Genomic DNA, 26,782 nt, shown 5'->3' with positions numbered 1-26,782 from the left:
GTCCCTCACTGCGCCTCATACGAGGCATTGATTCCGCGCATCTGCGGATGCGTGCCGTGCTTGTCGGTGATGTGTTCGGTGCGTGCGAGCTTGCGCAGCAGCACGTAGAACACCGGCGTGAGCATCAGGCCGAAGAGCGTGACGCCGAGCATGCCGAAGAACACCGCGATACCCATCGCATGACGCATCTCCGAACCGGCACCCGTCGACAACACGAGCGGCACCACGCCCATGATGAAAGCAATCGACGTCATCAGGATCGGGCGCAGACGCAGCCGGCTCGCCTCGATCGCGGCCTGCACGATCGAGCGTCCCTGCATCTCCAGCTCGCGTGCGAATTCGACGATCAGAATCGCGTTCTTCGCCGACAACCCGACCAGCACCATCAAGCCGATCTGCGTGAAGATGTTGTTGTCGCCATCGGTGAGCCACACGCCGAGCAGCGCCGACAGGATGCTCATCGGTACGATCATGATGATCGCGAACGGCAGCGTGAGACTCTCGTACATCGCCGCCAGCACCAGGAACACGAGCAGCACGCTGATCGGGAAGATCCAGAGCGCCGCATTGCCTGCGAGGATCTGCTGGTACGTGAGATCGGTCCATTCGAACTTGATCCCGCGCGGCAGCGTTTCCGCCGCGATGCGTTCGGCGGCAGCCTGCGCCTGGCCCGACGAATAACCCGGCGCCGGACCGCCGTTGATGTCTGCCGACGTGTAGCCGTTGTAGCGCACGACCATCTCGGGACCGTAAGTCGGCGTGACCTTCACGAGCGATGAAAGCGGCACCATTTCGCCATTGGCGTTGCGCGTCTTGAGCAAGCCGATGTCGTCGGCGCTGGCGCGGAACGGCGCATCCGCCTGCACGCGCACCTGATACACGCGGCCGAAGCGGTTGAAGTCGTTCACATACAGCGAGCCGAGATACACCTGCATCGTGTTGAACACGTCCGTCACGGAAACACCGAGCTGCTTCGCCTTCACGCGATCCAGATCGACATTCAGTTGCGGCACGTTGATCTGATAGCTGGAGAACGTCGGCCCGAGTTCAGGCGTCTGCGAGGCGCGCTTGATGAATGCCTGCGTCGCATCGTTGAGCGCCTCGTAGCCGAGCGCGCCGCGATCTTCCAGCTGCATCTTGAAGCCGCCGAGCGTGCCGAGACCGAGCACCGGCGGCGGCGGGAACACGGCAATGAACGAGCCCTTGATCGCGGCGTACTTCTGGTTCAGCACACCGGCGATCGCGCCTGCCGAGAGTTCCTTCGTCTTGCGGTCATGGAACGGCTTGAGCGTGACGAACACGATGCCCGCGCTCGACGAGTTCGTGAAGCCGTTCACCGACAGCCCCGGGAATTCCACGGCGCTTTCCACGCCCGGCTGCTTGCGTGCGATGTCCGTCATCTGGCGAACGACCTGCTCGGTGCGATCGAGCGAGGCGCCGTTGGGCAACTGCGCGAAGCTGATTAGGTATTCCTTGTCCTGCGCGGGCACGAAGCCGCCCGGCACGACCTTGCCCATCAGCACCGCGCCGCCGAGCAGCACTGCGTAGATCGCCATCATGATCGCCTTGCGGCTGATCACTTTGGACACACCCTTGCCATACGCTTCCGAACCGCGATGGAAGACCTTGTTGAAGCGCTTGAAGAAGCCGCCGAACACGCGGTCCATTGCGCGCGTCAACCAGTCCTTCGGCTCGTCGTGGCCCTTGAGCAGCATCGCGGCGAGCGCGGGCGACAGCGTCAGCGAGTTGAACGCGGAGATCACCGTCGAAATCGCAATGGTCATCGCGAACTGCTTGTAGAACTGGCCCGTGAGACCCGACATGAACGCGAGCGGCACGAACACGGCCACCAGCGTGAGCGCGATCGCGATGATCGGCCCGCTCACTTCGCGCATCGCCTGATAGGTCGCTTCACGTGCGGAGAGCCCGGACTCGATGTTCCGCTCCACGTTCTCCACGACAACGATCGCATCATCGACCACGATACCGATCGCGAGCACCATCCCGAAGAGCGAGAGCGCGTTGATCGAGAAGCCGAACGCGAGCAACAGCGAGAACGTCCCGATGATCGACACCGGCACCGCGAGAAGCGGAATGATCGACGCGCGCCATGTTTGCAGGAACACGATCACGACCAGCACGACGAGCGCAATCGCTTCGAGCAGCGTGTGAATCACGGCCTCGATACTGGAGCGCACGAACTGCGTCGGGTCATAGACGATCTGGTATTCGACGCCCGGCGGCATGTCGGCCTTCAGTTCCTTCATCGTCTCGCGGACCTGATCCGAAATCTGCAGCGAGTTCGCGCCCGGCTGCTGATTGATCGCGATGGCGACCGCCGACTTGTTGTCGAGCAACGAACGCAGTCCATACTCCGATGCTGCGAGTTCCACGCGTGCCACGTCGTGCAGACGCGTGACCGCGCCGTCGGGCGAGGTCTTCAGCACGATGTCCTTGAACTCGGCCTCGTTCTGCAGACGCCCCTGCGCATTCACGTTCAACTGCACGGGCACGTTCGGCAGCGTCGGCGACGAACCGATCACGCCGGCCGCGACCTGCACGTTCTGCTCGCGAATTGCGTTGACGACGTCGCCCGCGGTCATGCCGCGCTGCGCGACCTTCTGCGGATCGAGCCAGATGCGCATCGAATAGTCGCCGGAGCCCCACAGCTGCACCTGCCCCACGCCGCCGATCCGTTCGAGCCGGTCCTTCACGTTGATCAGCGCGTAGTTGCGCAGATACGTCATGTCGTAGCGGCCGTTCGGCGAGTTCAGGTGGACCACCATCGTGAGCGTCGGCGACGACTTGATCGTCGTGACGCCAAGGCGCTGAACATCCTCGGGCAGACGCGGCATCGCTTGCGATACACGGTTCTGCACGAGCTGCTGCGCCTTGTCCGGGTCGGTGCCGAGCTTGAACGTGACGGTGATGTTGAGATTGCCGTCGCTGTTCGCCTGCGACTGCATGTACAGCATGTTCTCGACGCCGTTGATCTGCTCTTCGAGCGGCGAGGCCACCGTTTCGGCGATCACCTTCGGGTTCGCGCCCGGATACTGTGCGTGCACGACGACCGACGGCGGCACCACTTCCGGATATTCGGAGATCGGCAGCTTGAACATCGCGATGACGCCCGCGAGCAGCACGACCACCGATAGCACGCCCGCAAAAATCGGGCGGTCGATGAAGAATTTGGATATGTTCATGACGGTTCTATTGCCTTTTTGAAGCGCCCTCGTGAGGCGCCCGATTAGGACGCGGATTTCGCCGGCGTCGGCGCGTTGTTCGCCATCGCGACGCCGTTCGCCTTCACGACATCGTTCGGACGCACGCGCTGCAGGCCGTTCACCACGATGCGCTCGCCAGGTTCCAGCCCCTTCGTGATGACGCGCAGGCCTTCGTGCTGGGTGCCGAGCGTGACTTCGCGATACTGCACGCGGTTGTCCTTGTCGACGACCATCACGTACTTCTTGTCCTGGTCGGTGCCGATCGCGGCATCGTCGACCATCACGGCCGCGTGCGGCGTGCCGCCGCCCACCTTGATGCGCGCGTAGAGACCGGGCAGCAGCGAGCCGTCGGCGTTGTCGAAGCACGCACGCACGCGGATCGTGCCCGAGCTCGTGTCAATGCGGTTGTCGACCGACGCCACCGCGCCTTCGCGCGAATAGCCTTCTTCGTTCGCGAGGCCGAGCGAAACCGGCACCGTCGCCTTCGAGTCGCGGCTCAGATAGCGCAGGTAGGTTTGCTCGTCGACGTCGAACGAGGCGTAGATCGGCGAGACGGACACGAGCGTCGTCAGGAGCGGCGCGTTCGCACCGGTCGAAACGATGTTGCCCACCGTCATCTCCGCACGCGACACGCGGCCCGACACGGGCGCGACGATGTTCGTGTAGGTCAGGTTGATCTTCGCGGCTTCGAGCGCGGCCTGCGCGGACTTCACGCCCGCGACGGCCTCGCGTGCGGCGTTCTGCTTCTCGTCGTAGTCGCGCTTGGCAATCGCGTTGTCGGTGAGCAGGCGCTCGGCGCGTGCCGCATCCGTCGACGTGTAGCCGTTGCGCGCCTGCGCAGCCGCGAGCTGCGCCGCCGCGCGATCGACTTCGGCCACGTACGGGCGCGGATCGATCGTGAAGAGCGGATCGCCCTTCTTCACGAGCGCGCCGTCCTTGAAATGCACCGCGACGATCGTCCCCGGCACGAGCGGACGGATGTCCACCTTGTCGACGGCTTCGAGACGGCCCGAGTAGCTTTGCCAGTCGGTGATGGTCTTCGAGACCACCGTCGCGACGTCCACTTCCGTCGCCGTCGCGCTGTGGGCCGCGGCCTGCGCGCTGTTCACGGGTGCGTCGCCGTGCCCGCGCCACGCCGTATAGCCACCGAGGCCCGCGACCACGAGCGTGGCGCCTAGCGCCGCGTAGATGCGTTTGCGAGTGAAGAACATGTCGAAAGCTCCAATAGAGTCGTTGAGATTTTTTTTGGCTCGCATGCAGTGCCGATCAAGCCGGCTTCGCAAGCGAGAGACGTTTTCTGAAGAAGGCGACGACGTCGGCCAGTGCGGCCGGATGCGTCGCGAGACCCTTGTGCGAGGCGCGGCAATGGCGCGTGACCTCGGTCGGGATGCCCGCGGCGATCAGTTCGCCCGCGTACTTTTCCGCTTCGATGTGCAGCAGGTCGTGCTCGGCGCTTGCGATCAGCGCCGGCGGCAGGCCCGCAAGACGGCGCGATTCGAGCGGCGCCGCATACGGGTGCAGCCGTTGCGATGCATTCGGCAGATACGCGCGATAGCAGCGGGCGCACTCGCTCATGCCGAGATCGGTGCCCGTCACCTTGCGCTCGTCGGCGAGACGCGTGAGGCTCGGATCGAGAAGCGGCGCAAGCAAGGCCTGCGCCGAAATCGCGATATCGCCGCGATCACGGGCGATTGCGGCAAGACAGGTCGCGAGATTGCCGCCTGCGTCATGCCCGGCCACACCAATCCGGTGCGGGTCCGCGCGCTGTGCGCGTGCATTCGCGACCGCCCACTGTGCGGCGCGATAGCCGTCTTCGGGCGCGGCGGGAAACGGAAACGCCGGCGCAAGCGAATAGCCGACCGACACGACCCACGCGGGCGTGTCGCGTGCGATGGTCGCGGCGGCGATCTCGGCGTCGTCGAGCGTGCCGTGGGTAAAGCCGCCGCCGTGAAAATAAAGGACAATCGGCAGGACGGTGCCGTCCGACGCGGGGCGATAACTGCGCAGCACGATCGGATGAGCGTGTCCCGCGATATGGACTTCCTCGATGCAAAGCCTCGAAGGTGTCGTTTGACTAAGCCCCTGATCCAGCGTTGTTGCCATGGTTTTTGCGGCGCGTTTGCGCCATCCCACCTGAGTTGCGATGGGACGAATTCTGGTACCCGCAGGTTTTTAGATAAATGCCTATAATCCGGCAACACAATTCGGTCGCACTGAACAATCGCGACTCGTCATCCTTAATCGTTTGTTAGCAGCGCGCTTAATTCCCGGCGCTGCAATGCTTTTGACGGTGAGAGAACATGGATCGGCTACAAGCTATGCAGGTGTTCACACGCGTCGTCGACACCAACAGCTTTTCGCGCGCAGCGGATACGCTCAATCTGCCGCGCGCGTCGGTGACGACGATCATCCAGAACCTCGAGGCGTTCCTCAACGTGCGGCTCCTGCAGCGCACGACGCGGCGTCTCAATCTCACGCCCGACGGGGCCGCGTACTACGAGCGGTGCGTGCGCATCCTCGCGGACATCGAGGAAGCCGAGGGCTCGTTCGCGACCAGCGCGAAGGGTCCGCGCGGCAAGCTGCGGGTGGACATGCCTGGGGCGATCGGGCGCAACATCGTGATGCCCGCGATGTGCGAATTCCACACGCGCTATCCGGATATCGAACTGATGGTGGGCTTCGGCGACAAGCCCGTCGATCTGATCCAGGAAGGCGTCGATTGCGTGATTCGCGTAGGCACGCTGCAGGACTCGAGTCTTGTCGCCCGGCGCATCGGCGTGTTTCAGGGCCTGACCGCCGCAGCCCCGCAGTACCTGGAGCGGCATGGCGTGCCGAAGACCATCGAGGACCTCGAACACCACACGGCCGTGAACTATTTTTCGAGCCGCACCGGCCGCGTGATCGACATGGATTTCGTCGTGGACGAAAAAACGGTCGAAGTGAAGATGCGCGGCATGATCGCAGTGAACGACGCCGAAGCCTATCTGAGCTGCGGCGTGAAGGGCGTCGGGCTCATTCAGGTGCCGCGCTTCATGGCGCTGCCGTTTCTGCAAACGGGTGAGCTGGTCGAAGTGCTGCCGCAGTGGAAGCCATTGCCGATGCCGATTTCGGCGGTCTATCCGCACAACCGGCATCTGTCGCAGAAGGTGCGCGTGTTCGTCGACTGGGCGGCCGAACTGTTCGAACGCTGCCCGCTGCTCTCCGGCCAGGAAGACGCCGAAGGCCGTTGCCTGCCGACGAGCACGTCGTCGTCGAAGATGGTCAGGTACGGCACGCCTGAAGTCGCCGGCACCGTCGATGTGGTTGCATAGCTAACGGTTGAGGTTTGGGTTTGGCACGGGCGTTCTTTCGAACGCCCTTTTTGTTTTTTGTCCCTTCGGATCCTGAGCCTATTACCTTCCCAGTCGTGTACTGACCCTCCGAATCCCCCGCCCCACAAGGCGCTGCGCGATTGTTCGTCGAACTCGATTAATCTTTTCGCACTTCGCACATTTATCCGCGGTCGCAGCTTGACTACATTTCGTCCTGTCGCAGCGGAGCCGGGTTCATCGAACCGACGCTGCTCATCGAATCATCGACAGGAGCGTCATCATGAAGAGCCAACTGATCGCAGGTTTAGCGCTTGCCGCCATTTCCGCAGTCGTTTCGACGACGGCGTTCGCCGACGGCGGTCAGGGCATCGGCCGCGCAGGCACGTATCAGGTGCAGACGACGACGGCGCAAAGCACCAAGACGCGCGCCGAAGTGCGTGCCGAACTCGCGGCGTCCTATTCGGACGGCACGCTGCCGGCACTCAACCGCAACACGTATCCGGACAAGAGCATGGCGGGCGAAGCGGTCGCCGCGCAGTCCGCACGCCGCGCTGCCCTCGCTGAGCAACGCAACCGCGAGATCGTGGAGTATGCGAACGGATCGGCAACGCAGAGTGGCGTCGCCGCTCATTGAGCAGGCATTTGCAGATCGGATTTGAGAGAAACATCATGAACGACAACACACCGCTTGAGCAGTTCTCGGCCCTTGACGACTGGGCGCCTTCCGCGCCCGTCTGGCGTCCTTATGTGCAGGAACGGGCCAGCGCGCCGCGCACGGCGGATTGCCAGGCTGCGGAGGCCGGAGGGTCCACGTGGGCGCGGTGATTGTCGCGGTGGTCTTCGTCATTGCGACAATAGCGGGACCGCAAGTCGTATCCGATGCGGCCCGCTCGCAGGTCGAGCAGGCGGTCGCGCAGGCTTCGCACCCGTCATCAGCTCAAACCGTCACGCCGCCACCCGCATCGGATACGCGAGGCTGAGCGCCTCGCGTGGCTCCTTCAACCGCACGCGCCTATTTCACCGCACGCCGTGCAGAAGTCGCAGCCGTCCTTGCGGATGACCGCATTGGCGCCGCACGTCGAGCACTTGCGGCCGTGCATGCGCATGAGCGAATGCGCATCGTTGGTCGATGAATCCAGCTGCGTCGGATCATCCTGGTCTGCTTCGTCGAACACAGGCTGCGCGGCCAGCGCACGCGCGTGAAGCTGCGCAAGCGCACGCGAGGGAACCTGATTGCCCTCTGCATCGAGAAAGCCGCGCCGGAAGAGAATCTGCTGGATCGCGTACGCGAGCGCCGCGACTTCCGAATCGTGCCAGCGCGGGCTGCGATGGCCGTCGAGCCGTTCGACATCCCCGAGACGCACCTGCCCGCGATCCCACGAGACCTTGCGCATGTCCTGCAGGTTGCGCGCGACGAAACCGCCGCGCGCAGCGAGCGACAGCGAACGCATGGTCGCCGTGATCCATTGCTGCGATTCGTCGCGCTGCCCGGTCGGGATAAAGAATTCGATCGGACGCTCGATGGTCACGTCCTCGCCGCCGAGCCGCCCCGTCACCTCGATGAACGACACCGCGACATAGAGCGACTTCTTCCCCGCCTGCGTCAGATACTCGACCTTCTCGATGATCGCGGGCAATTCGCCGCGCGGCCGATGGTCGATTGCTATGCGCAGCGGGTCCTGTTCCAGATCCGGGTCGGGCGAATCGGCGGGCGTCGTCTCGGGCGTGACCGACAGCACCGCGCCCAGCGTCTCGTTCGGCCGGTATGTCGCGAGCCCTTTCAGACCGCGCCGCCACGCCTCGAAATACAGATCCTGAAACTTGTCGAAGGGATAGTCGGCGGGAACATTGACGGTTTTCGAAATCGACGTGTCGACGAAAGGCTGTACCGCCGCCATCATCTCCAGATGGTCATGCGCGGACATCTCCAGCGCATTCACGAAGTAATCGGGCAACGCATTCACGTTGCCGCCCAGCTCGCGATACAGCCGGTACGCGTGATCTTCCACTGCGAACGACTGCCGCCCGCCATCGGCCATGCGTTTCGTGCGCTGATAGGTCCACGAGAAGGCGGGCTCGATGCCGTTCGATGCGTTGTCGGCAAACGCAAGGCTCACGGTGCCGGTCGGGGCGATGGACAGCAGATGGCTGTTGCGGATGCCGGTCTTGCGGATGTCTTCCTTGATGTCCTCGGGCAGGCGCGAAGCGAACGTGCCTTCCTCCAGATACTGCGTCGCATTGAAAAGCGGAAACGCACCGCGCCCGCTCGCGAGTTCGACCGAAGCACGATAGGCTTCGTCACGCATCGTGCGCGCGACGCGCGTCGCGAATTCGCGGCCTTCCGGCGCGTCGTAGCGGATGCCGAGCATCACGAGCGTGTCGCCGAGACCCGTGAAGCCCACGCCGATGCGCCGCTTCGCTTCCGCCTCGCGCGCCTGCTCCGCCAGGGGCCAGAGCGTGACGTCAAGCACATCGTCGAGAAAGCGCACCTGGATGCGCGTGGTCTTCGCGAGCGCGTCCCAGTCGAATGCCGGGGTGCCGCCGCGCTGCTGCGCGAACGCGTCGCGCACGAAGCGCGTGAGATTGAGCGGCCCCAGATTGCAGCAGCCATACGCGGGCAGAGGCTGTTCGCCGCACGGATTCGTCGCGCGGATCGTCTCGACGCCGCGCAGGTTGTTGTCGTCGTTCATGCGCGACATGAAGACCACGCCCGGTTCGGCCACGTCGTAGGTCGAACGCATGATGACGTCCCACACTTCGCGCGCCCGCACCTCGCGATAGACCCACATGCCGTCTTCGCGCCGCCGCAGGTCGCCCGATGCGCGCAGCGACGGCGCAGGCTCCGCGCGATGCACGAGTTCCCAGCCTGCATCGTCGGCGACGGCCTGCATGAATTCGTCCGACACCGCCACCGACACGTTGAAGTTGTTCCAGCGCCCTTTCTCATGCTTGGCCGCGATGAATTCGAGCAGGTCGGGATGCGTGCAGTCGAGGATGCCCATCTGCGCGCCGCGCCGCGAGCCCGCGCTCTCGACCGTGCGGCACGACGCGTCGAATACGTCCATGTAGCTGCACGGGCCCGACGCGGACGAGCCGGTCGAATGGACGCGCGCGCCCTTTGGCCGGATCGCGGAAAAGTTGTAGCCGACGCCGCCGCCGCGCCGCATCGTCTCGGCCGCCTGCAACAGCGCCACGTAGATGCCCGGCAGGCCGTTTTCATCGACACCCTGGATCGCATCGCCGACCGGCTGCACGAAGCAGTTGATGAGCGTTGCCTCGATGCCCGTCCCCGCCGCGCTCATGATGCGGCCCGCGCCGAGCGCGCCGCGCCGGAAGTTGTCGACGAAGTCTGCTTCGATCTTCTTGCGCAGTGCCTCCGGTTCTGCCAGCGCAACACCGCGCGCGACGCGCCGGTAGATGTCCTCGATGCGGCTCTCGTCGCCCTTCGCGTACTTCTCGATCATCACGTCGATCGAAAACTGCTGCGGTGCAACCGGAGTGTTGAGATTGTCTTCAGCCATGTCGGTCCTCGAATACGCGCGGGCACCGCATGTCATGCACGGCCGGATCCGCAAACGTGATTCAAGACGATAGCGCGATTGCGCGACGAGCGCCAAGTCTCTACGGCGGTGTTTTTCGCATTGCGCCTTTCGGAGCAGATCGAACGAACGAGTGGCGTCGCCCTGTCCCTTTGGCGAATGGTCAGGGCATTGTGCGCGAGGCAAGCTTTGGACCAGCCTGTCGTCTTTACCGATGACTGCCGTGCGCCGCATCGAAGCAGGGCGTTTTGCCGCTACACTGCAGGTCGCATCATTCACAGATAAAAAACATTGCCGCGGCCCGATCCGACGGACGCGGCAAAGAACCGAACGGACCACGCGCATGATTCCACCGAAGCCGCCGCTCTTCGGCATCTCCGGCCGCTCCGGCCAGGGCAAGACCACGCTGATCGAAGCGCTCCTGCCCTGGCTGCGCGCGCGCGGCCTCGTCGTCAACGTGATCAAGCACAGCCATCATTCGATCGAGCTCGAGCCCGCGCACAAGGACAGCGCGCGCTTTCGACGTGCCGGCGCGGGCGAGGTGCTGATCGCGTCGCCGCATCGCTATGCGATCGTGCGCGAACTACGCGGCGAGCCGGAGCCTTCACTCGATGAACTGGTGGCCCGCCTCTCGCCGGCGGACCTCACGATAGTCGAAGGCTTCACGCGCGAATCGCTTCCGCGGCTCGAAGTCGTGCGCGTGGCGCTCGCCACCGAGCCGCCCTACAAGACCGACGCGGCCATTCTCGCCATCGCGAGCGACGATCCCGCCGCGCTCGCGACCACGCTTCCGGTCCTGCCGCTGAACGACATCGACCGGATCGGAGAATTCATCTGCAAGACCGTCCATGTCAATTTCGAGATGCCGCGCACGCTGGGTAATTGAGGTTTCCAACCACACGCGTCCGGCATTGCCGCATCGCTGAAGGCGCACGACCGCATGGCTGCGCCTCTCCCCGTCCTGAGTGTGGCGGAGCGTTAGCGAATCGCTGGCATGTCCGTCAATTTCCCTGACACGACGAACGTCAAGCAGACCCCTAGCGTGCCTTCCCGGCGACGTCGTCCGCGACACTTTTCCTCGCCAGCGCGAGTGCCTCGATGAGCACCTCCGCATCGCCGATATGATTGGCGAGCAGCAGCACAAGCTTTGCGTTCACCATCTGGCTCTCTTCTTCCGAGAGTCCGTTGTGCGTATCGATCAGACGCTCGTAGAAGCCGTCGTAGTCCGCGATGTTCGTTTCGATATTCAGTTTCATGATCGTTCACCCGTTGCACGTCGCGCGTTGGATTGCCGCCGCAACCGAAGCGGCGTCGAAGGCGCGCCAGCGCGCGCACACATGCTGGTCCGGACGCAGCAGATAGAACGTGCCGGGCCGGGCGTCGAAGCGTTGCGCGACCACGCCGTCCACGTCCTCCAGCACGGTCATGCCCGCGAGCGGTGCGATCGCCGCGCCGCGCGGCACGACGATCAGCGTGCGCATCGGGATCGACTTGCCTTCGAGCGTCGCGAGCCGGCCCGCGCAGTCAGCGGCCGCATCGACCGACGCGCAGAAGTAGACACCCGTAAACGCGCCGCCGCCCGTCTGCCCGAGCAACCACGCCGCCTCGCCGTCGATCCGCACCGGCGCATCCGTGCACACCGCGCCCGTCACCATCGAGCCGAAGAAGACGTCACCTTCGCGGTCGGCGGTATTGAGCAGCGAATCGTGCAGCACGGCCGGCACCGAGAGCCGCCCGCTGTTCGCCATGCGGCGCGCGAACGGACAGTCCTTCGCGAGCCGTAGCGTCGCATCGCGGAAGAGCCGCGACACCGGGCTCTTCGGCGTGATGAAGTCGGTGGCGCGGGTCGAGTTGCGGATGTTTTCGTCGGCGGCGTACTCGCGCTCGGACGCATAGGTGTCGAGCAGCGTGTCGGGCGCGTCGCCGTTCAGCACGAGGCGCAGCTTCCACGCGAGATTGTCCGCGTCCTGCACGCCGCTGTTCGCGCCGCGCGCGCCGAACGGCGACACGCCATGCGCCGAGTCGCCCGCGAACAGCACGCGGCCGTGGCGGAACTTGTCCATGCGCAGGCAGGAGAACGTGTAGACGCTGACCCATTCGAGTTCGAATTCGACGTCCTCGCCGAGCAGCGCCTTCACGCGCGGAATCACGCGCTCGGGCGCCTTTTCCGCGACCGGATCGGCGTCCCAGCCGAGCTGGAAGTCGATGCGCCACACGTCGTCCGGCTGGCGATGCAAGAGCACCGACTGGTTGCGGTGAAACGGCGGATCGAACCAGAACCAGCGCTCGGCGGGAAACGGCGCCTTCATCTTCACATCGGCGATCAGGAAGCGGTCCTTGAACGTGCGGCCGCGGCTGTCGAGGCCGAGCGCGCGGCGCATCGGACTGCGCGAGCCGTCGGCGGCGACCATGTACTGCGCGCGCAGCGCATAGGTGCCATCGGGCGTCTCGATCTGCAGCTCGACGCAATCCGCGAGCTGCGTCACGCCGACGACATTGCTCTTCCAGCGCAACTGCAGGTGGTCCTCGCGCATCGCGCGCTCGGCGAGATAGCCCTCGACGTAGTACTGCTGCAGATTGATGAACGCGGGCCGCGCATGGCCGGTTTCGGGCAGCAGGTCGAACGTGTAGACGAGCTCGTCCTGCAGGAAGACCTTGCCGACGTTCCAGCTCACGCCCTTGTCGACCATCGGCTGGCCGCAGCCGAGGCGGTCGAAGATCTCCAGCGTGCGCTTCGCGAAACAGATGGCGCGCGAGCCGTCCGAGAGCTTGTCGTCGTTGTCGACGAGCACCGTGCGCACGCCCTGCTGCGCGAGGTCGATCGCGGTCGCAAGGCCCACCGGCCCCGCCCCGACGACAACCACCGGATAAGGCGCCGGCGACGCGGCATCGTGTTCGGCGGCTCGCGTGTACTCGAACCGAAGCGTTTGAAAATCAGTCTGCATGGCGTCTCCGTCTCTCCTGTCGATCGGGGCTGGCGCTTGCTCCGGCCCCATGCGCTCACTCCGATCCCATCCAACATGGCTGCTGCCCTGTCAGGCATAACCATCAAATGCGTTTGGCTTTGCCTGTTAATTACGCATTGTACAAAGCATTTCACATGGTTGAATCGCCGTTTACCCTAAGCGCGAGCGACAGGCGCGCGAAATCGCGCGACGGCGCGTCGTACGCGCTCGCGGATATCTGCGTTGCGAGGAAGGGACTTCAGGCGGCGGAAAAGCCCAGTCGTGCGGAAACGCGCGCGGCGCAAGCGCGCAATGGGCTCGCGACGGCGCCGTCCCATGCGCCGTCGAAGGAGCCGCTCGGGCCGATCGCCGTGATGGCGAGAACGATGTTGCGGGTGTGATCGAAGACGGGCGCGCTCATCGCGCTGATGCCCGCGACGGGTTCGTCGATGGTCCGCGCGATGCCGTGCCCGCGCACTTCGGCGAGTAGCGCATCGATCTGCGCGCGCGTAAAGTCGCGCCGGGCCGCGCCGATCTGCAGGCCGCCCGACGCCTCGATCGCGACGAGCGCATCGACTGTGAGCGGCGGCAGGTAGGCCGCGAACGCGCGGCCGGTGGCGGTTTGAAGGAGCGACATCACAGTGCCGGTGCGCATCGTGACGTGGATCGGCACGCTCGCCTCGTTGATATGGACGATCGTCGGGCCGAAGCTGCCGGCGGTCGCGAGCGCGACCGTATGCTGGATCTGAGCCGAGATTTCTCCGACTTCGGGAATCGCGAGCCGAACCGGGTCGACGCGCTGCAGGCTGATGAGCCCCATCTGCAACGCGAACGGCCCGAGCTCATAGCGCCCGGTGGCGCCGTCCTGCTGGATCAGGCCGAGATTGCCGTAGCTCACGAGATACGGATGCGCCTTCGCCGACGACATTCCCGCCTTCTTCGCGAGATCGCCCAGCAGCATCGGGCCGCCGTGGTCCACGAGCGCGCGCAGGAGCGCGCCGCCCACTTCGATCGACTGAATACCGCGCCGCGCTCCGCTCATCCCTGGCCTTTTTGTATCGTTTAACGAGATTGGGCGGGATGATAACCGCTAGGCGCCGCCGGCGGGACCGAGACGCGCGATCAGGTCGCGATGCGCCGGATGAGCGGCCGCGAGCGCCTTTACATCGGCGATCTCGAACTCGCTGAATTCGAATCCCGGCGCGACCGTGCAGCCGACGAGCGCATACCCCTCCGGCGACGCGCAAACGGCCGCGAACCAGTCGCCCGCCTTCACGACGGCCTGGAACACGGCGTCCGGATGCGTGAGCGCATTGCCGAGCCGGTGCGTGGCGAGTTCGCCTTGCGCGTCGAGCACGTGGATGTCGACGGGGACGCCCGCGTAGAAATGCCACAGTTCGTCGGAGCGGATGCGATGCCACGCCGAATGCGCGCCGTCGCAGAGCAGGAAGTAGATCGCCGTCGATGCCGAGCGCGATTCGCCCGTGCCCTCGCGCGTCACGCGCGAATCCGAGCGATACGTCTCGCGGAAACAGCCGCCTTCCGGATGCGGCTGCAGGCCGAAGCGGCGGATGAGTTCGTCTTTGTCGATGTCGGTGGCCGGCATGGGACGCGTCCGTCTGGAACGAAACGCTCATTCTGCATCGGTGGGCGCGCGACCGAGCGCTTTCCTGTTAAATAGCGGGCATGTTCCATCGACCCGGACCCGCCATGACCATCGATTCCACCCTGCTGAACGCGTTCGCGCCCACCGGCAAGCTGCGCGCGTCGATCAACCTCGGCAATCCGCTGCTCGCCAACCGCAACGCCGCGACAGGCGAGCCCGGCGGCATCTCCGTCGACCTCGCGCGCGAGTTCGCGGCGCGGCTCGGTATCGAAGCCGAACTGACCGCCTTCGATACCGCGTCGAAATCCGTCGAGGCCGTCACGACCGAGACCGCCGATATCGGCTTCTTCGCGATCGATCCGGTGCGCGGCGCGGGTATCGCGTTCACGGCGCCGTATGTGCTGATCGAAGGCTTCTATCTCGTGCGCGACGATTCACCGGTCACGACCAACGACGACGTCGACCGCGAAACGAATCGCGTGGTGGTCGGCAAGGGCAGCGCCTACGATCTCTTTCTCACGCGCGAGCTGAAGCACGCACAGATCGTGCGGGCGGAGTCGTCGCAGGCGGTCGTCGAGCAGTTCCTGCGCGATGGCGCCGAAGTCGCCGCGGGCGTGAAGCAGCAACTCGAAGCCGATTCGGCAGGCAAGCCCGGCTTGCGGCTGCTCGGCGAGCGCTTCATGGTCATCCAGCAGGCGATGGGCGTGCCGAAAAGCCGCGGCGAAGCGGCGGCGGCGCATCTGCGCGAATTCGTCGAGGAGATGAAGCGCTCGGGCTTCGTCGCGGATGCGCTCGCGCGGCATGCCGTGAAAGGCGCGTCGGTGGCGCCTGCGGCGGACGCGTAGGTTCCGGCCCGCGCGATGGACGTGAAAATCGAAGTCGCCGACTGGATCGACGCCGAATTCGAAGCGGACGTGAGCGGCGGCCTCGCTGCGTTCAATGCACGAGAACTCGGGCCGTCGGCGCAGCGCGATCTGGCGGTGTCGGTCTATCGCGGCGATGAGTTCGTTGGCGGACTGGCGGGCTTCACCGCGTGGGACTGGCTCTTCGTCAAATGGCTCTGGATTCGCGACGACGCGCGCGGCGAAGGACTCGCCACGCGCGTCGTGGAAGCGGCGGAGCGCGAAGCGATCCGGCGCGGCTGCCGCGCGGCGTGGCTCGACACGCTGAACCCCGCCGCGAAGCAGTTGTACGAGCGCTGCGGCTTCGCGGTCTTCGGCGAGTTGCCCGATTTCAGCGCGGGTCGCACCCGCTATTTCATGCAGAAACGGTTCGGCGGGGTGCGGGCCTGACGCGTGCGGCGCGCGTCGCCGCTTCGGCTCGTCAGCTTGCCGTGGCGAGCCGCGCCGCCACCCGCTCCACGATCTTCGCGCGCGCCGCGAGCGACGCCGCCGAGCGCTCGCGAACCGTCTCGACCACGCTACGCGGCGCGCGCTCCGGCGACCCCGCGTCGAACGGCGGCGCAGGCGCGTATTCGATTTCCAGCTGGATCGCCTGGGCTTCTTCATCGCCGACGAGTTCCGCCGCGAGAGTCAGCGCGAAATCGATCCCCGCCGTGATTCCGCCGCCCGTCAGCAGGTTGCCGTCGCGCACGACGCGCTCCTTGACCGGCACCGCGCCCAGTTCGGCGAGCAGCGAATGGAACGCCCAGTGCGTCGTCGCGCGCCGGCCGCGCAGCAAGCCCGCCGCGCCGAGCACGAGCGAGCCGGTGCACACCGAACTCACGTAGCGCGCGCCTTGCGCCTGACGCCGGATGAAACCGAGCGTTTCCTCGTCCTCCATCAGCGCGCCGACGCCCGAACCACCCGGGATGCAAAGCACGTCGAGCGGCGGGCAGTCGTCGAAGGTCGTGTCGGGCGTGAGCAGCATCCCGCTCGACGATTCGACGGCCGCGCGCGTCTTCCAGATCAGATGCACGACGGCGCCGGGAATCTGCGCGAAGACATCGTGTGGACCGGTCAGGTCGAGTTGCTGGACGCGCGGAAAAAGCAGCAAGCCGATATGGAGCGTCATTTCGATTCCTCTCGTTCTCGTGAATGGGGATGGACAGGGTAATCGTACGCCGCTAGGCTATGGCGAAATTGACACCAAGCCCACTTTTCACGCCAACATGACGACCCAACCCGACCCGCGCCGCATCGACGTGCTCGCCTTTCCGAACGCGCAATTGCTCGATGTCGCCGGGCCATTGCAGGCGTTCGCGTCGGCGAACGAACTGGCCTGCGCCGCGGGCGCCGCGCCGCCCTATCTGCCGCGCGTAGTGGCAACCGGCGGCGGCGCGATCACGACCTCCGCCGGGCTCGGCATCCTCACGCATCCGCTGCCGCCCGCCGACGATCCGCCCGACACGCTCGTCGTCTCCGGCGGCTGGGGCGTGTACGAAGCGGCGCGCGACCCGGCGCTCGTCGCGTGGGTGCGCGCGCAGGCGGCGCAGGCGCGGCGCACGGCGTCGGTGTGTACCGGCGCGTTCCTGCTGGCGGCGGCGGGCCTGCTCGACGACAAGCGCGCCGTCACGCACTGGACGCGCTGCGCCGAACTGCGCCAGTGCTATCCCGCCGTGCGCGTGGAGCCCGATCCGATCTTCATCCGCGACGGCGCCGTCTGGACTTCGGCGGGCGTGACGGCCGGCATCGACCTGGCGCTCGCCCTGATCGAAGACGATCTCGGCCGCGCCCTCGCGCTCGACGTGGCGCGTCATCTCGTCGTGTTTCTCAAGCGTCCGGGCGGGCAGGCGCAGTTCAGCGCCGCGCTGTCGCTGCAAAAAGCGGGCGACCGTTTCGGCGAACTGCATGCTTGGATCGCGGAAAACCTCGCGGCGGATCTCTCGCTCGCCGCGCTCGCGACGCGCGCCGGCATGAGCGAACGCAGCTTCGTGCGCCATTACCGGGCACAGACGGGCCTCACGCCCGCGCGTTCGATCGAGCAATTGCGGCTCGAAGCCGCGCGGCGCCTGCTCGGCGACACGCGGCTGCCGGTCAAGCGGATCGCCGCGCGCTGCGGCTTCGGCTCAGAGGAAACGATGCGGCGCGGCTTTCTGCGGGCGATCGGTGTGACGCCGCAGGCTTACCGGGAACGGTTCGCGTCGGGCGGCGCGTGAAAGTCGGGCGAAAGCATTTTGTTCTGGGACGCTGGCGCCTTATTCTTCATACGAAGCGCGGTATCCGATCGCGTACTGGTTTTCCACGATTCGGCTCAAGGCGCCCCCACCGCTGCCGTTAGCACGAATAGACCGATCCATTGAAACGGCCGAACGAGCGCCCTTTTGCCGAACCCGAACGCCGGCCGCCGACCGGATCACTCCGAGACTGGCTTTTGGCTCCAACCGCCGATGAGTGTTTTCCCCATGATTGACGCGCTGCCGGACTCGAACGATGCCATCAGCGCGGACGCCGGCGCAGATACCGGCGCGCCTTCGGTCGATGCGTTGCTCGGCTCCGCGCGCGGCTGCGGCCGGCCCGGCGCCTGGGCCTGGTATCGCGCGGGCGAGCAGTTGCACCTGGCGGGCCAGGGCAATGCGTCGTTCGACTGGCCGCAGAGCATGACCGAGGAACGGCTCGCGCAGCAGTGCGCGGAGCACGGCTGGCATCGCTGGGCCACGGGCCGCGGCGAAAGCGTGCTCGGCTGGCTCGTCGCGCCGAAGTCGCTCGCGGGCGAAGAGTGTCTGCGCGACCTCGCGCGGCGCCTCGGCGAACGCGTGCAGGCGGACGCCCTCGTGCGCGCGCAGAACACGCAGCGCGTGCTGTACGAAATCGCCTATCTGGCGAGTTCGGTGCCCGAGCGCGCGGCATTCCTGCAAGGCGTGCACGAGCGGCTCGGCACGCTCATCGACGCCGAAAACTTTTATCTCGCGCTCTACGACCGCAAGAGCGGCAGGATCACCTATCCGTACTACGTCGACGTGATCGACACGGAAGTCGTCGCGGCCGAGAACTACGACATCCTGAATCCCGCGCGCCTTTCGATGACGGCGCACGTCCTCACGACCGGCCAGCCGCTCCTCATCGACGCCGCGATGATCCGCACGGCCGAAGCCGAAGGCCGCTACTACTGCATCGGGGACCGGCCCGAGTTCTGGATGGGCGCGCCGCTCAAGAACGCGTCTGACGAAGTGTTCGGCATGCTCGCGATGCAGGTCTACGACGTCTCGCGCGTCTACAGCGCCGAGGATCGGGCGCTCTTTCTGGTGGTCGCGCGGCACGTGGCGATGGCGCTCGACCGGATCCTGCACCGCGCCGACCTCGAAGAGCAGGTCGCGCGGCGCACGTCGGAGCTTTCGCGGGTGAACGCCGCGCTGCGCGAAGGCATCGCCGAGCGCGAGCGCGCCGAGCACCTGCAGGCGGCGCTGTTCCAGATCGCCGAGTTGTCGAGCCGTCCCGGCGACATGGTCGAGTTCTTCCGGAGCCTGCACGGGATCGTCGGCGAGTTGCTGTATGCGCGCAATTTCTACATCGCGCTCTTCGATACCGACAGGCGCGAGGTGTCGTTCCCGTATTACGTCGATGAGATCGTCCAGGACCCGCCGCCGCCGCGACGCGGACAGCGCGGGCTGACCGAATACGTGATCCGCCAGCGCCGTCCGTGCCTGATCGACGCCGACGAGGCGCGCCGCCTGATCGCCGAGTGCACCATCGATACCGGCAACGAGAGCGTGCGGCTGCGCTCGTGGCTCGGCATCCCGCTCTTCGACGGCGACGACGTGCGCGGCGTGCTCGCCGTGCAGAGCTACGCGCCGCTCGTGCGCTATTCGCAGCGCGATCAGGAGCTGCTGACCTTCGTGTCGCGCCACATCGACACCGCGCTTTCGCGCCGTCGCGCCGCAGAGGCGCTGCACGTGGCGAATGCGGAACTGGAAGCGCGCGTGCAGATCCGCACGCGCGAACTCGACAACGCGAATGCACGCCTCCTGCACGAGAACTCGCACGACTCGCTGACCGGGCTGCCCAACCGCAGTTACCTGCTGCAGGAGTTGCAGGCGGCGTGGCGCGACTATCGCGCGCATGGCGATCAGGTGACCGTGATGTTCATCGATCTCGACCGCTTCAAGGTCGTGAACGACAGCCTCGGCCATCATTACGGCGACCTGCTGCTGATTCAGGCGGCCGGGCGCCTGCGGAACTGCCCGCGTTCAAGCGACCTGCTCGCACGTCTGGGTGGCGACGAGTTCGCGGTGCTCTCGCCGAACGCGTCGCAGGGCGATGCCGTCGCGATCGCAGAGCGCGTTCTCGCCGCGTTCGACCTGCCCTTCCACATCGACGACCATGTGGTGTTCTCGTCGTGCAGCATCGGCATCGTGAGTGCGGACAGCCAGTTCCACACCGAGCCCGCCGACCTCCTGCGCGACGCCGATACCGCGATGTACCGCGTGAAGAACGCGGGGCGCGACAGCTTCGTCGTGTTCAATCAGGAGTTGCGCCGCGAGGTATCGGACCAGGTGGAACGCGAAGGCGCGCTGCGCAACGCCCTCAAGCGCGACGACGAACTGCTGCCCTACTTCCAGCCGATCGTTGATGTGAGGAGCGGCGAGGTCGTCGCGATGGAGGCGCTCATTCGCTGGCGTCAGCCGGATGGGCGCATAGTCGGGCCGGGCGAGTTCCTGCCGGCTGTCGAAGGCCTGCGGCTGATCGGGCGGCTCGATCTCTACATGCTGACGCGCATTGCGGTGATTCTCTCGGAGCCGCAATTCGCGAACTGGCCGCCCGTGCATGTGAACTGTTCGAGCTACAGCATGACGCGCCCCGACTTCGCCGACGACGTCCTCGCGCTATTGCGCCGTCATGGCGTCGCGCCGTCGCGCGTGTGTCTGGAACTGACCGAGGGCGCGCTCGTCGCCGAGCCCGACCTCGCGCGGCGCACGATGCAGCAACTCGCGGATAACGGCATGTCGGTCGTGCTCGACGACTTCGGCGCGGGCTTCTCGTCGCTGAGTTACGTGCACCAGTACCGTTTCAGCGGCCTTAAGATCGACAAGTCGTTCATTCTCGAACTCACGGCGAGTCCGCGCAGCCGCGCGATCGTGCGGGCGATCGTGCGGATGGCGGAATCGCTCGACCTGACGCTTGTGGCCGAAGGCGTCGAGGATGCCGAGACGCTCGCCGTGCTGCGCGACATGGGCGCGGCGCAGGCGCAGGGCTACTTCTTCGACAAGCCGATGCCGCTCGACGCGCTCATGCGCTCGCCCGCGGCGGGCCGCCTCGCGCACGGCTACACGAGCGCGCCGACACCGCTTTTCAGGGCATCCCGCCGAGCGACGGGGAGATGATGCTGCCGGGCTCGCCTTCGGCGGGGCCGCCGTCGACGTCGGCGGCACGCGTCGCTATCGGCGGATGATGCGCCTTGCATGCATCGACGCTGTCGGGGCCGAGGCACTGCTGGAACGCATCGGCGACGCCTTTCGATTCGAATGTGTAGATGGCCTGATCGACCTTGACTTCGGTGTCGGAAATGCGGTCGGCGGTGATGGTCATGGTCCTTTCCTCGCGTGGTTCGTTGGGGGTTGACGTCTTTCGCTCAAGCATCAAGCGCGCCCGCACGGTGCGGCGCAGCGGGTACATGCGGTGCTGCACTAACGATGCTGTCCCTGCCAACTCACGACTCAAGCAAAGGAGAAGGACATGGCCCAGCATCCCGCTCACGCACAGAACCATCGTCATCCCGACGAACCGCGCGCGGAACAGATCACGAGTGTGCTCAAGGGCGCCGATTACCCGATGGGCAAGGAAAAGCTGCTCGCGCTGGCGAAAAGCAATGGTGCGGATGGCGAAGTGATGGCGGTGCTCAATCGCATGAGCGACCGCAAATTCGACAGCCCTTCGGCCGTCCTGCGCGAAGCGACGCGCGTGGAATGACAACGGTCTGAACAATCCGCGTGGCTCTTGTAAACCGCGGTAACGATTTCCAGTGATGCGTTCTGCGAAGAAGGTTTAGGATAGGGCTAGCGTCGGATAAAACGGACGCGCGGCTTGGCACGGCGCTTGCGGCACGAATTGCAGTCAACAGTCGCGCAACGGTTATGCGTGGGCATGACCGGCCATTGCAAAAGGAGGCTCTATGAAGTGGGAAACCCCTAGTTTCACCGACATGCGCTTTGGCTTTGAAATCACGATGTACATTGCCACGCGTTAAGTCCGATGCGGCCGCTTGAGCGGCCGCATTTTTTTGCGCTTTCGATTTCCTGGGGCGTTCGTTTTAATCGGCTTTCGCAGCCCGCGCATTCGGATCTTTCAGATCCGCGTTCTGCGCATCCAGCCCGCCCGCGCCCGCGGGTTCCGGCCTGTCGCCCGATCCATAGGGCACTTCCGCCGTCTGATGCGGATGCTGGTCGAGTCGTCTCGACTCCGGTTCGGTTTCCCCTGCATTCGGCTTGCGCACACCTTGCTTCGGATCGCCGCCCGTCGCCGAGCCCGGTCCCGGCTGATTGCCTATCGAGCCGCCTCCGCTCGCGCCGCTCCCCGGATCGCCGAGCGGCTTGTCGGTGCTGTCGTCGCGGCTGGTTTCATTGCGTTCGATGGTAGCCATCTCGTTCTCCGTCGTCAGTGTCACCAACGAACAGCAACGCGCGTACCCGTTGAAACGCAAAAAGGCCCGCGTACGCACGCGGGCCTTTCACAACGACTTGCTGCTACCGCCTCAATGCGCGGCAGCCGTTCCGATCACCTGATTCGCCACCTCGTCGACGGCCTGGCGCACGATGCCGACGATCTCGTCGACTTCCGCGCGCGTCGTGACGAGCGGCGGCGCAAAGCCGAGGATGTCGCCATGCGGCATCGCGCGCGCGATCACGCCGCGTTCGAGCGCCGCCGCCGACACCTTCGGCCCCACCTTCAGCGCGGCATCGAAAGGCTTGCAGCCTTCTTTGTCGGCCATGAATTCGAGCGCCGCCAGCATGCCGGCGCCGCGCACTTCGCCAACGAGCGGATGACTGTCGAACGCAGCGTGCAGTTGCGCCTGCAGATAGCCGCCGACCTCGGCCGCATTCTGCGTGAGGTTCTCGCGCTCCAGGATGTCCAGGTTTGCGAGCGCCGCCGCCGCGCAGATCGGATGGCCCGAATAGGTCCATCCATGACCCATCGCGTCGTATTCCTGCGAGCCCTTGTCGATCACATCCCACACGCGCTCGCCGACGATCACGCCCGATAGCGGCGCATAGGCGCTCGTCAGGCCCTTCGCGACGGTGATCAGGTCCGGCTTGATGCCGTAGTGCTGCGCGCCCATCTTCGAGCCGAGGCGCCCGAAGCCGCAGACGACCTCATCGGAGATCAGCAGGATGTCGTGCTTCCTGAGCACTTCCTGGATCGCGGGCCAGTAGCCTTCCGGCGGCGCGATGATGCCGCCCGTGCCCATCACCGGCTCGGCGATGAATGCGGCGATGGTGTCCGCCCCTTCGCGCGCGATCATCTTCTCCAGCTCGTCGACGCAATACGCGGTGAACTGCGCCTCGCTCATGTGGGCCGGCGCCTGACGGTACCAGTGCGGACACACCGTGTGCTTGATGCGATCGAGCGGCAGGTCGAAGTTCTGGTGGAAGCTCGGCAGGCCGGTGAGGCTGCCCGTCACGATGCCCGAGCCATGATAGCCGCGCTGGCGCGAGATGATCTTCTTCTTGTTCGGACGCCCGAGCACGTTGTTGTAGTACCAGACGATCTTGATCTGCGTTTCGTTCGCATCGGACCCCGACATGCCGTAGTACACCTTCTTCATGCCCTCCGGCGACCAGCCGATGATGCGCGACGACAGCTCGATGATCGTGTCGGTCGAGTGGCCCACGTACGTGTGGTAGTAGGCGAGCTTCTTCGCCTGCTCGTAGATCGCGTCCGCGACTTCGGTGCGGCCATAACCGATGTTCACGCAATAGAGACCCGCGAATGCGTCGATGTAGCTCTTGCCCTGATGGTCCTCGATGCGAATGCCTTTCGCGCCCGTCACGATCCTGCCCGGCAGCGCGCCGCTCGCGTGGTCGTGGGCGTGCGTCGACGGATGCATGAAGTGCGCGCGGTCTTCGTTGAAGAGTTGTTCGAGTTGGGTCATGTGCTTCTCCTTGTTTGTCCGGTTCGGTCAGGCAACGGCCGTGCAAAGCGGCAGGCCGAGATTGCCGAGGCAGAAATACTTGGTTTCGACGAACGGCTCGAACCCTTCCGAGCCGCCCTCACGGCCGAGGCCAGACGCCTTCATGCCGCCGAAGGGAATCGGCGCGCCGGTGAACTTCACGCCGTTCACCGACACCATCGCGAAGTCGAGCCGTCTCACCAGTTGGAAAATCGTGTCGATGCGCTGTGCGCAGACGTAAGCGGCAAGACCGTATTCCGTGTCGTTCGCGAGCGCCACTACTTCGTCGAGCGTTTCGAATGACGAAATGGCCGAGGTCGGCGCGAAGTTTTCCTCGTCGTAGATGCGCATGCCCGGTTGGGCATCGGCGATCACAGTAGGTTCGAAAAACCATCCGCCCAAGGCATGCGGCTTGCCGCCCGCCGTGATGCGCGCGCCCTTCGCCCGGGCATCCTCGACGCGCGAGACGGTCGCATCGAACGCCGCCTGATGCATGAGCGGGCCGACATCGACCTTGGCCTCGAACGCCGGACCGACTTTCAGCCGCTTCACCGCCTCGCTGTATTGCGCGACGAAGCGCTCGTAGAGCGGCGCTGCGACAAAGATGCGATTGGCCGCGCAGCAGTCCTGGCCCGAGGTCTGGAACTTCGCGCCCACCGCGACTTTCACGGCCTGATCGAGGTCCGCGTCCTCGGTCACGATGAACGGCGCGTTGCCGCCGAGTTCCAGCGCGAGCTTCTTGATACCCGATTCCGCCGCCGCGCGCGCGACGAGGCCCCCTACGCGCGTCGATCCGGTAAAGCTCACGGCGCGCACGCGGGTGTCGCGCACGAGCGTCTCCATTGCCATCTGCGGCTCGCCGAGCACGACGTTGAAGACGCCTGCCGGGAATCCCGCCTCTTCCGCTAGCTGCGCGAGCGCAAGCGCCGAGAACGGCGTCTCGTGCGCGGGCTTGACCACGGTCGTGCAGCCCGCAGCAATGGCCGCGGCGGCCTTGCGTGTGATCATCGCCACCGGGAAATTCCAGGGCGTGATCAACGCCGCGACGCCGACCGGCTCCATCACCGTGCCGAGATGCGCGCCCTCGATGTGGCTCGGAATCGTGCGGCCCGCAAGACGCTTTGCTTCGTTGGCGAACCACTCGACGAAACTCGCCGCATACGCAATTTCGCCGCGCGCCTCCGCGAGCGGCTTGCCTTGTTCGAGCGAGAGAATGCCCGCGAGATCGTGCTGATGACGCAGGATCAGTTCATGCCAGCGCAGCAGCACGGCGCTGCGCTTTTGCTGCGGCACCCAGCGCCACGTTTCGAACGCGCGCTGCGCGGCATCCACAGCAGCTTCGATCTGCGCTGCATCGAGCATCGGCACATGGCCGATCACGTTCTGGTCGGCGGGGTTCTGCACGGCGACGGTCGCGGCGCTGTTGCTGTGCACCCAGCGGCCATCGACATAGCAAAGCGACTTGAAGAGGATTGGATGACCCAGCATCATGAACGGCTCCTGTTTGTCCTGGTATGCATCCAATGTAAGGCTTCGGCGTGCTGCGAATTTTTGGTTGTGGACCGCTTTGCTTGAGGTTTTTTCTGTTCCAGCCGCGCCTGTCAGGAAGTTTTCAGGTCCAGTCGGGCACGTCGTCCGGCATGCTCTTCACGATCTTTGTCACGATGTAGGTGAAGTACTTCTCGATGCCGAGTTCGTCGACGAGCAGCGAATCGATGAAGCGCTGATAGTGGTCGATATCGCGCGATACGACGTGCAGCACGTAGTCCACGCCGCCTCCAGTCGCATAGCATTGCGCGACTTCCGGCGCCTCCGTCACGCGCTCTTCGAAGCGCCGCATGTCCTGCGCGGTGTGTCGCGCGAGCGTCACTTCCACGACGATGCGGCTGCCCCTGAACGCTGTCGCCCAGTCGATCTCCGCGCGATAGCCGCGAATCACGCCGCTCTCTTCGAGCTTCTTCACGCGCTCCCACGCGGGCGAGATCGAAAGGTTCACCTCTTCGGCAAGCTTCGACTTCGTGATGCGGCCATCCCGCGCAAGGATGCGCAGGATGGCGAGGTCGTAACGGTCGAGTTTGAGCAACTTAGATCGCCACAGGAATGTTGCGCTCGACGATATCCGCGACGACGGCCACCGTATCGCCGATCTGCACGAGGCCCGGAAAGTGGCGCGCAGCCAGCAGGCCGCCACGCTTCGCGCGGTACTCGACGGGCGCGGTGCCGGTGCGCGTCGCATCGTAGACGCGCGCGAGCACGTCGCCTTCCTCGACGATGTCCCCTAAATCACGGCACATTTCGAGCAGGCCGCTATGTTCGCTCGTCGTGTAGCAGGAGCCGTCCGGCATGTCGAGCAGCATCGTGGTGCGAGCCTTTTCGCCGTTGTCGAAGGTTTCCTTCGACAACACGCCCGTATGCGCGAGCAGGCCGTACACGCCGCGCTCGGCGACCGCCACGCTCGCCGCCGTCGCGGAGCCGCCGCCGCCCAGTTCCGTCGACACGAACACCTTGCCCGCTTCCTCCACCGCGCTGTCGAACAGGCCGACGCTGTCGAGTTCGAGCATGCGCATCGAATACGGCGCACCGAACGCGCGCATCGCGGCCTCGCAGCGCGCCTGTTGGGTCGAATCCGGCAGCAGGTGAATCGCCGCGAACGGCACGAAGTCGAGCGTCCTGCCGCCCGCGTGGATGTCGAGAACGTAGTCGGCAAGCGGCAGCAAATGGCGCTGGAAATAGTCCGCGATCTTCTCCGTCACGGTGCCGTCGGGCTTGCCTGGAAAGCTGCGGTTCAGGTTGCCCGCATCGATTGGCGACGTGCGCGTGCCCGCCTTGAAAGCCGGAAAGTTCATGAACGGCACGATAATCACGCGGCCGTTGATATCGCCGGCCTTGAGCGTCGAGGCGAGCTTCGACAGCGCGATCGGCCCCTCGTACTCGTCGCCGTGATTGCCGCCCGTGAGCAGCACGGTCGGCCCTTCGCCGCGCTTCACGACGGTGACCGGAATCATCACCGCGCCCCACGCGGAGTCGTCGCGTGAATACGGCAGCTTGAGAAAGCCGTGCTGCTCGCCGTCGGCGGAGAAATCGACCGTCGGCTGAATGGGGGACGCGCGCATTC

General features: G+C 65.4%; 25 protein-coding genes. 10 read left to right on the top strand and 15 right to left on the bottom strand.

The window, feature by feature from the left end:
* Positions 1-5: 5 nt before the first annotated feature.
* From AWB81_RS19030 to AWB81_RS19020, 3 genes are read right to left on the bottom strand one after another with little or no spacing between them, the layout of a single operon-like run.
* The gene (locus AWB81_RS19030) at positions 6-3,203 is read right to left on the bottom strand and encodes an efflux RND transporter permease subunit (RefSeq protein ID WP_062638114.1); all 3,198 of its coding nucleotides are present in this window, start codon (positions 3,201-3,203) and stop codon (positions 6-8) included.
* 44 nt (positions 3,204-3,247) lie between these two features.
* Positions 3,248-4,435, bottom strand: a complete 1,188-nt coding sequence (locus AWB81_RS19025; RefSeq protein ID WP_062638113.1) for an efflux RND transporter periplasmic adaptor subunit — start codon at positions 4,433-4,435, stop codon at positions 3,248-3,250.
* Positions 4,436-4,490: 55 nt separating this feature from the next.
* A complete protein-coding gene (locus AWB81_RS19020; protein WP_062638112.1) occupies positions 4,491-5,327 on the bottom strand; it encodes an alpha/beta hydrolase in 837 nt (278 codons plus the stop codon).
* A 197-nt stretch (positions 5,328-5,524) separates the two neighbouring features.
* Here AWB81_RS19020 and AWB81_RS19015 point away from each other — a divergent pair, with 197 nt between their 5' ends.
* The 3 genes from AWB81_RS19015 (at position 5,525) to AWB81_RS45755 (ending at position 7,360) form a co-directional block, all read left to right on the top strand.
* Positions 5,525-6,535 carry a LysR family transcriptional regulator gene (locus AWB81_RS19015; RefSeq protein WP_062638111.1) on the top strand — a complete coding sequence of 337 codons (1,011 nt, stop codon included), beginning with the start codon at positions 5,525-5,527 and terminating at the stop codon, positions 6,533-6,535.
* 280 nt (positions 6,536-6,815) lie between these two features.
* Complete coding sequence (locus AWB81_RS19010) at positions 6,816-7,169, top strand: DUF4148 domain-containing protein (RefSeq protein WP_062638110.1); 354 nt, start codon at positions 6,816-6,818, stop codon at positions 7,167-7,169.
* 35 nt (positions 7,170-7,204) lie between these two features.
* On the top strand, positions 7,205-7,360 hold the full coding sequence (locus AWB81_RS45755) for a hypothetical protein (protein WP_159938912.1): 156 nt from the start codon (positions 7,205-7,207) through the stop codon (positions 7,358-7,360).
* 173 nt (positions 7,361-7,533) lie between these two features.
* Here AWB81_RS45755 and AWB81_RS19000 read toward each other — a convergent pair whose 3' ends face one another.
* Positions 7,534-10,056: an adenosylcobalamin-dependent ribonucleoside-diphosphate reductase gene (locus AWB81_RS19000; protein ID WP_062638108.1), complete on the bottom strand. Its 2,523-nt coding sequence runs from the start codon at positions 10,054-10,056 to the stop codon at positions 7,534-7,536.
* A gap of 361 nt (positions 10,057-10,417) precedes the next feature.
* On the opposite strand from AWB81_RS19000, the gene mobB reads away from it, so the two are divergent.
* The gene (gene mobB, locus AWB81_RS18995) at positions 10,418-10,960 is read left to right on the top strand and encodes a molybdopterin-guanine dinucleotide biosynthesis protein B (RefSeq protein ID WP_062638107.1); all 543 of its coding nucleotides are present in this window, start codon (positions 10,418-10,420) and stop codon (positions 10,958-10,960) included.
* Positions 10,961-11,111: 151 nt separating this feature from the next.
* Here mobB and AWB81_RS18990 read toward each other — a convergent pair whose 3' ends face one another.
* The 4 genes from AWB81_RS18990 to AWB81_RS18975 form a co-directional block, all read right to left on the bottom strand.
* The gene (locus AWB81_RS18990) at positions 11,112-11,330 is read right to left on the bottom strand and encodes a DUF2783 domain-containing protein (protein ID WP_200822520.1); all 219 of its coding nucleotides are present in this window, start codon (positions 11,328-11,330) and stop codon (positions 11,112-11,114) included.
* 6 nt (positions 11,331-11,336) lie between these two features.
* Entirely contained in the window at positions 11,337-13,019 is a 1,683-nt protein-coding gene (locus tag AWB81_RS18985; RefSeq protein ID WP_062638105.1) for an FAD-dependent oxidoreductase, read from the bottom strand.
* 259 nt (positions 13,020-13,278) lie between these two features.
* Positions 13,279-14,061: an IclR family transcriptional regulator gene (locus AWB81_RS18980; protein WP_062638104.1), complete on the bottom strand. Its 783-nt coding sequence runs from the start codon at positions 14,059-14,061 to the stop codon at positions 13,279-13,281.
* A 48-nt stretch (positions 14,062-14,109) separates the two neighbouring features.
* Complete coding sequence (locus AWB81_RS18975; protein WP_062638103.1) at positions 14,110-14,625, bottom strand: cupin domain-containing protein; 516 nt, start codon at positions 14,623-14,625, stop codon at positions 14,110-14,112.
* A 104-nt stretch (positions 14,626-14,729) separates the two neighbouring features.
* Between AWB81_RS18975 and AWB81_RS18970 the strand changes: the two genes are divergently transcribed.
* Positions 14,730-15,470: an ABC transporter substrate-binding protein gene (locus AWB81_RS18970; RefSeq protein WP_062638102.1), complete on the top strand. Its 741-nt coding sequence runs from the start codon at positions 14,730-14,732 to the stop codon at positions 15,468-15,470.
* A 15-nt stretch (positions 15,471-15,485) separates the two neighbouring features.
* The gene (locus AWB81_RS18965; RefSeq protein WP_062638101.1) at positions 15,486-15,917 is read left to right on the top strand and encodes a GNAT family N-acetyltransferase; all 432 of its coding nucleotides are present in this window, start codon (positions 15,486-15,488) and stop codon (positions 15,915-15,917) included.
* A 31-nt stretch (positions 15,918-15,948) separates the two neighbouring features.
* On the opposite strand, the gene AWB81_RS18960 is transcribed toward AWB81_RS18965, so the two are convergent.
* Entirely contained in the window at positions 15,949-16,638 is a 690-nt protein-coding gene (locus tag AWB81_RS18960) for a DJ-1/PfpI family protein (RefSeq protein WP_062638100.1), read from the bottom strand.
* Between the two features lie 97 nt (positions 16,639-16,735).
* Here AWB81_RS18960 and AWB81_RS18955 point away from each other — a divergent pair, with 97 nt between their 5' ends.
* Together AWB81_RS18955 and AWB81_RS18950 are read left to right on the top strand one after the other, a co-directional pair.
* Positions 16,736-17,722 (top strand): GlxA family transcriptional regulator, encoded by a 987-nt coding sequence (locus tag AWB81_RS18955; RefSeq protein WP_200822519.1) that lies wholly within the window; start codon positions 16,736-16,738, stop codon positions 17,720-17,722.
* Positions 17,723-17,968: 246 nt separating this feature from the next.
* A complete protein-coding gene (locus AWB81_RS18950; RefSeq protein ID WP_235025836.1) occupies positions 17,969-20,884 on the top strand; it encodes a bifunctional diguanylate cyclase/phosphodiesterase in 2,916 nt (971 codons plus the stop codon).
* On the opposite strand, the gene AWB81_RS18945 is transcribed toward AWB81_RS18950, so the two are convergent.
* Positions 20,853-21,089, bottom strand: coding sequence for a hypothetical protein (locus AWB81_RS18945; protein WP_062638099.1), 237 nt, complete (start codon positions 21,087-21,089; stop codon positions 20,853-20,855). The two genes, AWB81_RS18950 and AWB81_RS18945, sit on opposite strands and share 32 nt — an antisense overlap.
* Before the next feature lie 147 nt (positions 21,090-21,236).
* Between AWB81_RS18945 and AWB81_RS18940 the strand changes: the two genes are divergently transcribed.
* Together AWB81_RS18940 and pqqA are read left to right on the top strand one after the other, a co-directional pair.
* Positions 21,237-21,470: a DUF2795 domain-containing protein gene (locus AWB81_RS18940; RefSeq protein ID WP_062638098.1), complete on the top strand. Its 234-nt coding sequence runs from the start codon at positions 21,237-21,239 to the stop codon at positions 21,468-21,470.
* A gap of 202 nt (positions 21,471-21,672) precedes the next feature.
* Positions 21,673-21,747: a pyrroloquinoline quinone precursor peptide PqqA gene (pqqA, locus tag AWB81_RS48300; protein WP_008353049.1), complete on the top strand. Its 75-nt coding sequence runs from the start codon at positions 21,673-21,675 to the stop codon at positions 21,745-21,747.
* 63 nt (positions 21,748-21,810) lie between these two features.
* Here the strand turns inward: pqqA and AWB81_RS18930 are convergent, their stop codons facing one another.
* The 5 genes from AWB81_RS18930 to doeB form a co-directional block, all read right to left on the bottom strand.
* Positions 21,811-22,140 carry a hypothetical protein gene (locus AWB81_RS18930; RefSeq protein WP_062638097.1) on the bottom strand — a complete coding sequence of 110 codons (330 nt, stop codon included), beginning with the start codon at positions 22,138-22,140 and terminating at the stop codon, positions 21,811-21,813.
* A 111-nt stretch (positions 22,141-22,251) separates the two neighbouring features.
* Positions 22,252-23,649: an aspartate aminotransferase family protein gene (locus AWB81_RS18925; protein WP_062638096.1), complete on the bottom strand. Its 1,398-nt coding sequence runs from the start codon at positions 23,647-23,649 to the stop codon at positions 22,252-22,254.
* Between the two features lie 27 nt (positions 23,650-23,676).
* On the bottom strand, positions 23,677-25,158 hold the full coding sequence (locus AWB81_RS18920) for an NAD-dependent succinate-semialdehyde dehydrogenase (RefSeq protein ID WP_062638095.1): 1,482 nt from the start codon (positions 25,156-25,158) through the stop codon (positions 23,677-23,679).
* Between the two features lie 121 nt (positions 25,159-25,279).
* A complete protein-coding gene (locus AWB81_RS18915) occupies positions 25,280-25,750 on the bottom strand; it encodes an Lrp/AsnC family transcriptional regulator (protein ID WP_062638094.1) in 471 nt (156 codons plus the stop codon).
* Position 25,751: 1 nt separating this feature from the next.
* Entirely contained in the window at positions 25,752-26,780 is a 1,029-nt protein-coding gene (doeB, locus tag AWB81_RS18910) for a N(2)-acetyl-L-2,4-diaminobutanoate deacetylase DoeB (protein WP_062638093.1), read from the bottom strand.
* Positions 26,781-26,782: the final 2 nt, after the last annotated feature.

It is taken from the genome of Caballeronia arationis, assembly GCF_001544975.2.
Taxonomy (GTDB): Bacteria; Pseudomonadota; Gammaproteobacteria; order Burkholderiales; family Burkholderiaceae; genus Caballeronia; species Caballeronia arationis.
Note: the sequence above shows the minus strand (reverse complement) of the source record. Positions and strands in the feature narration are given on the sequence as shown.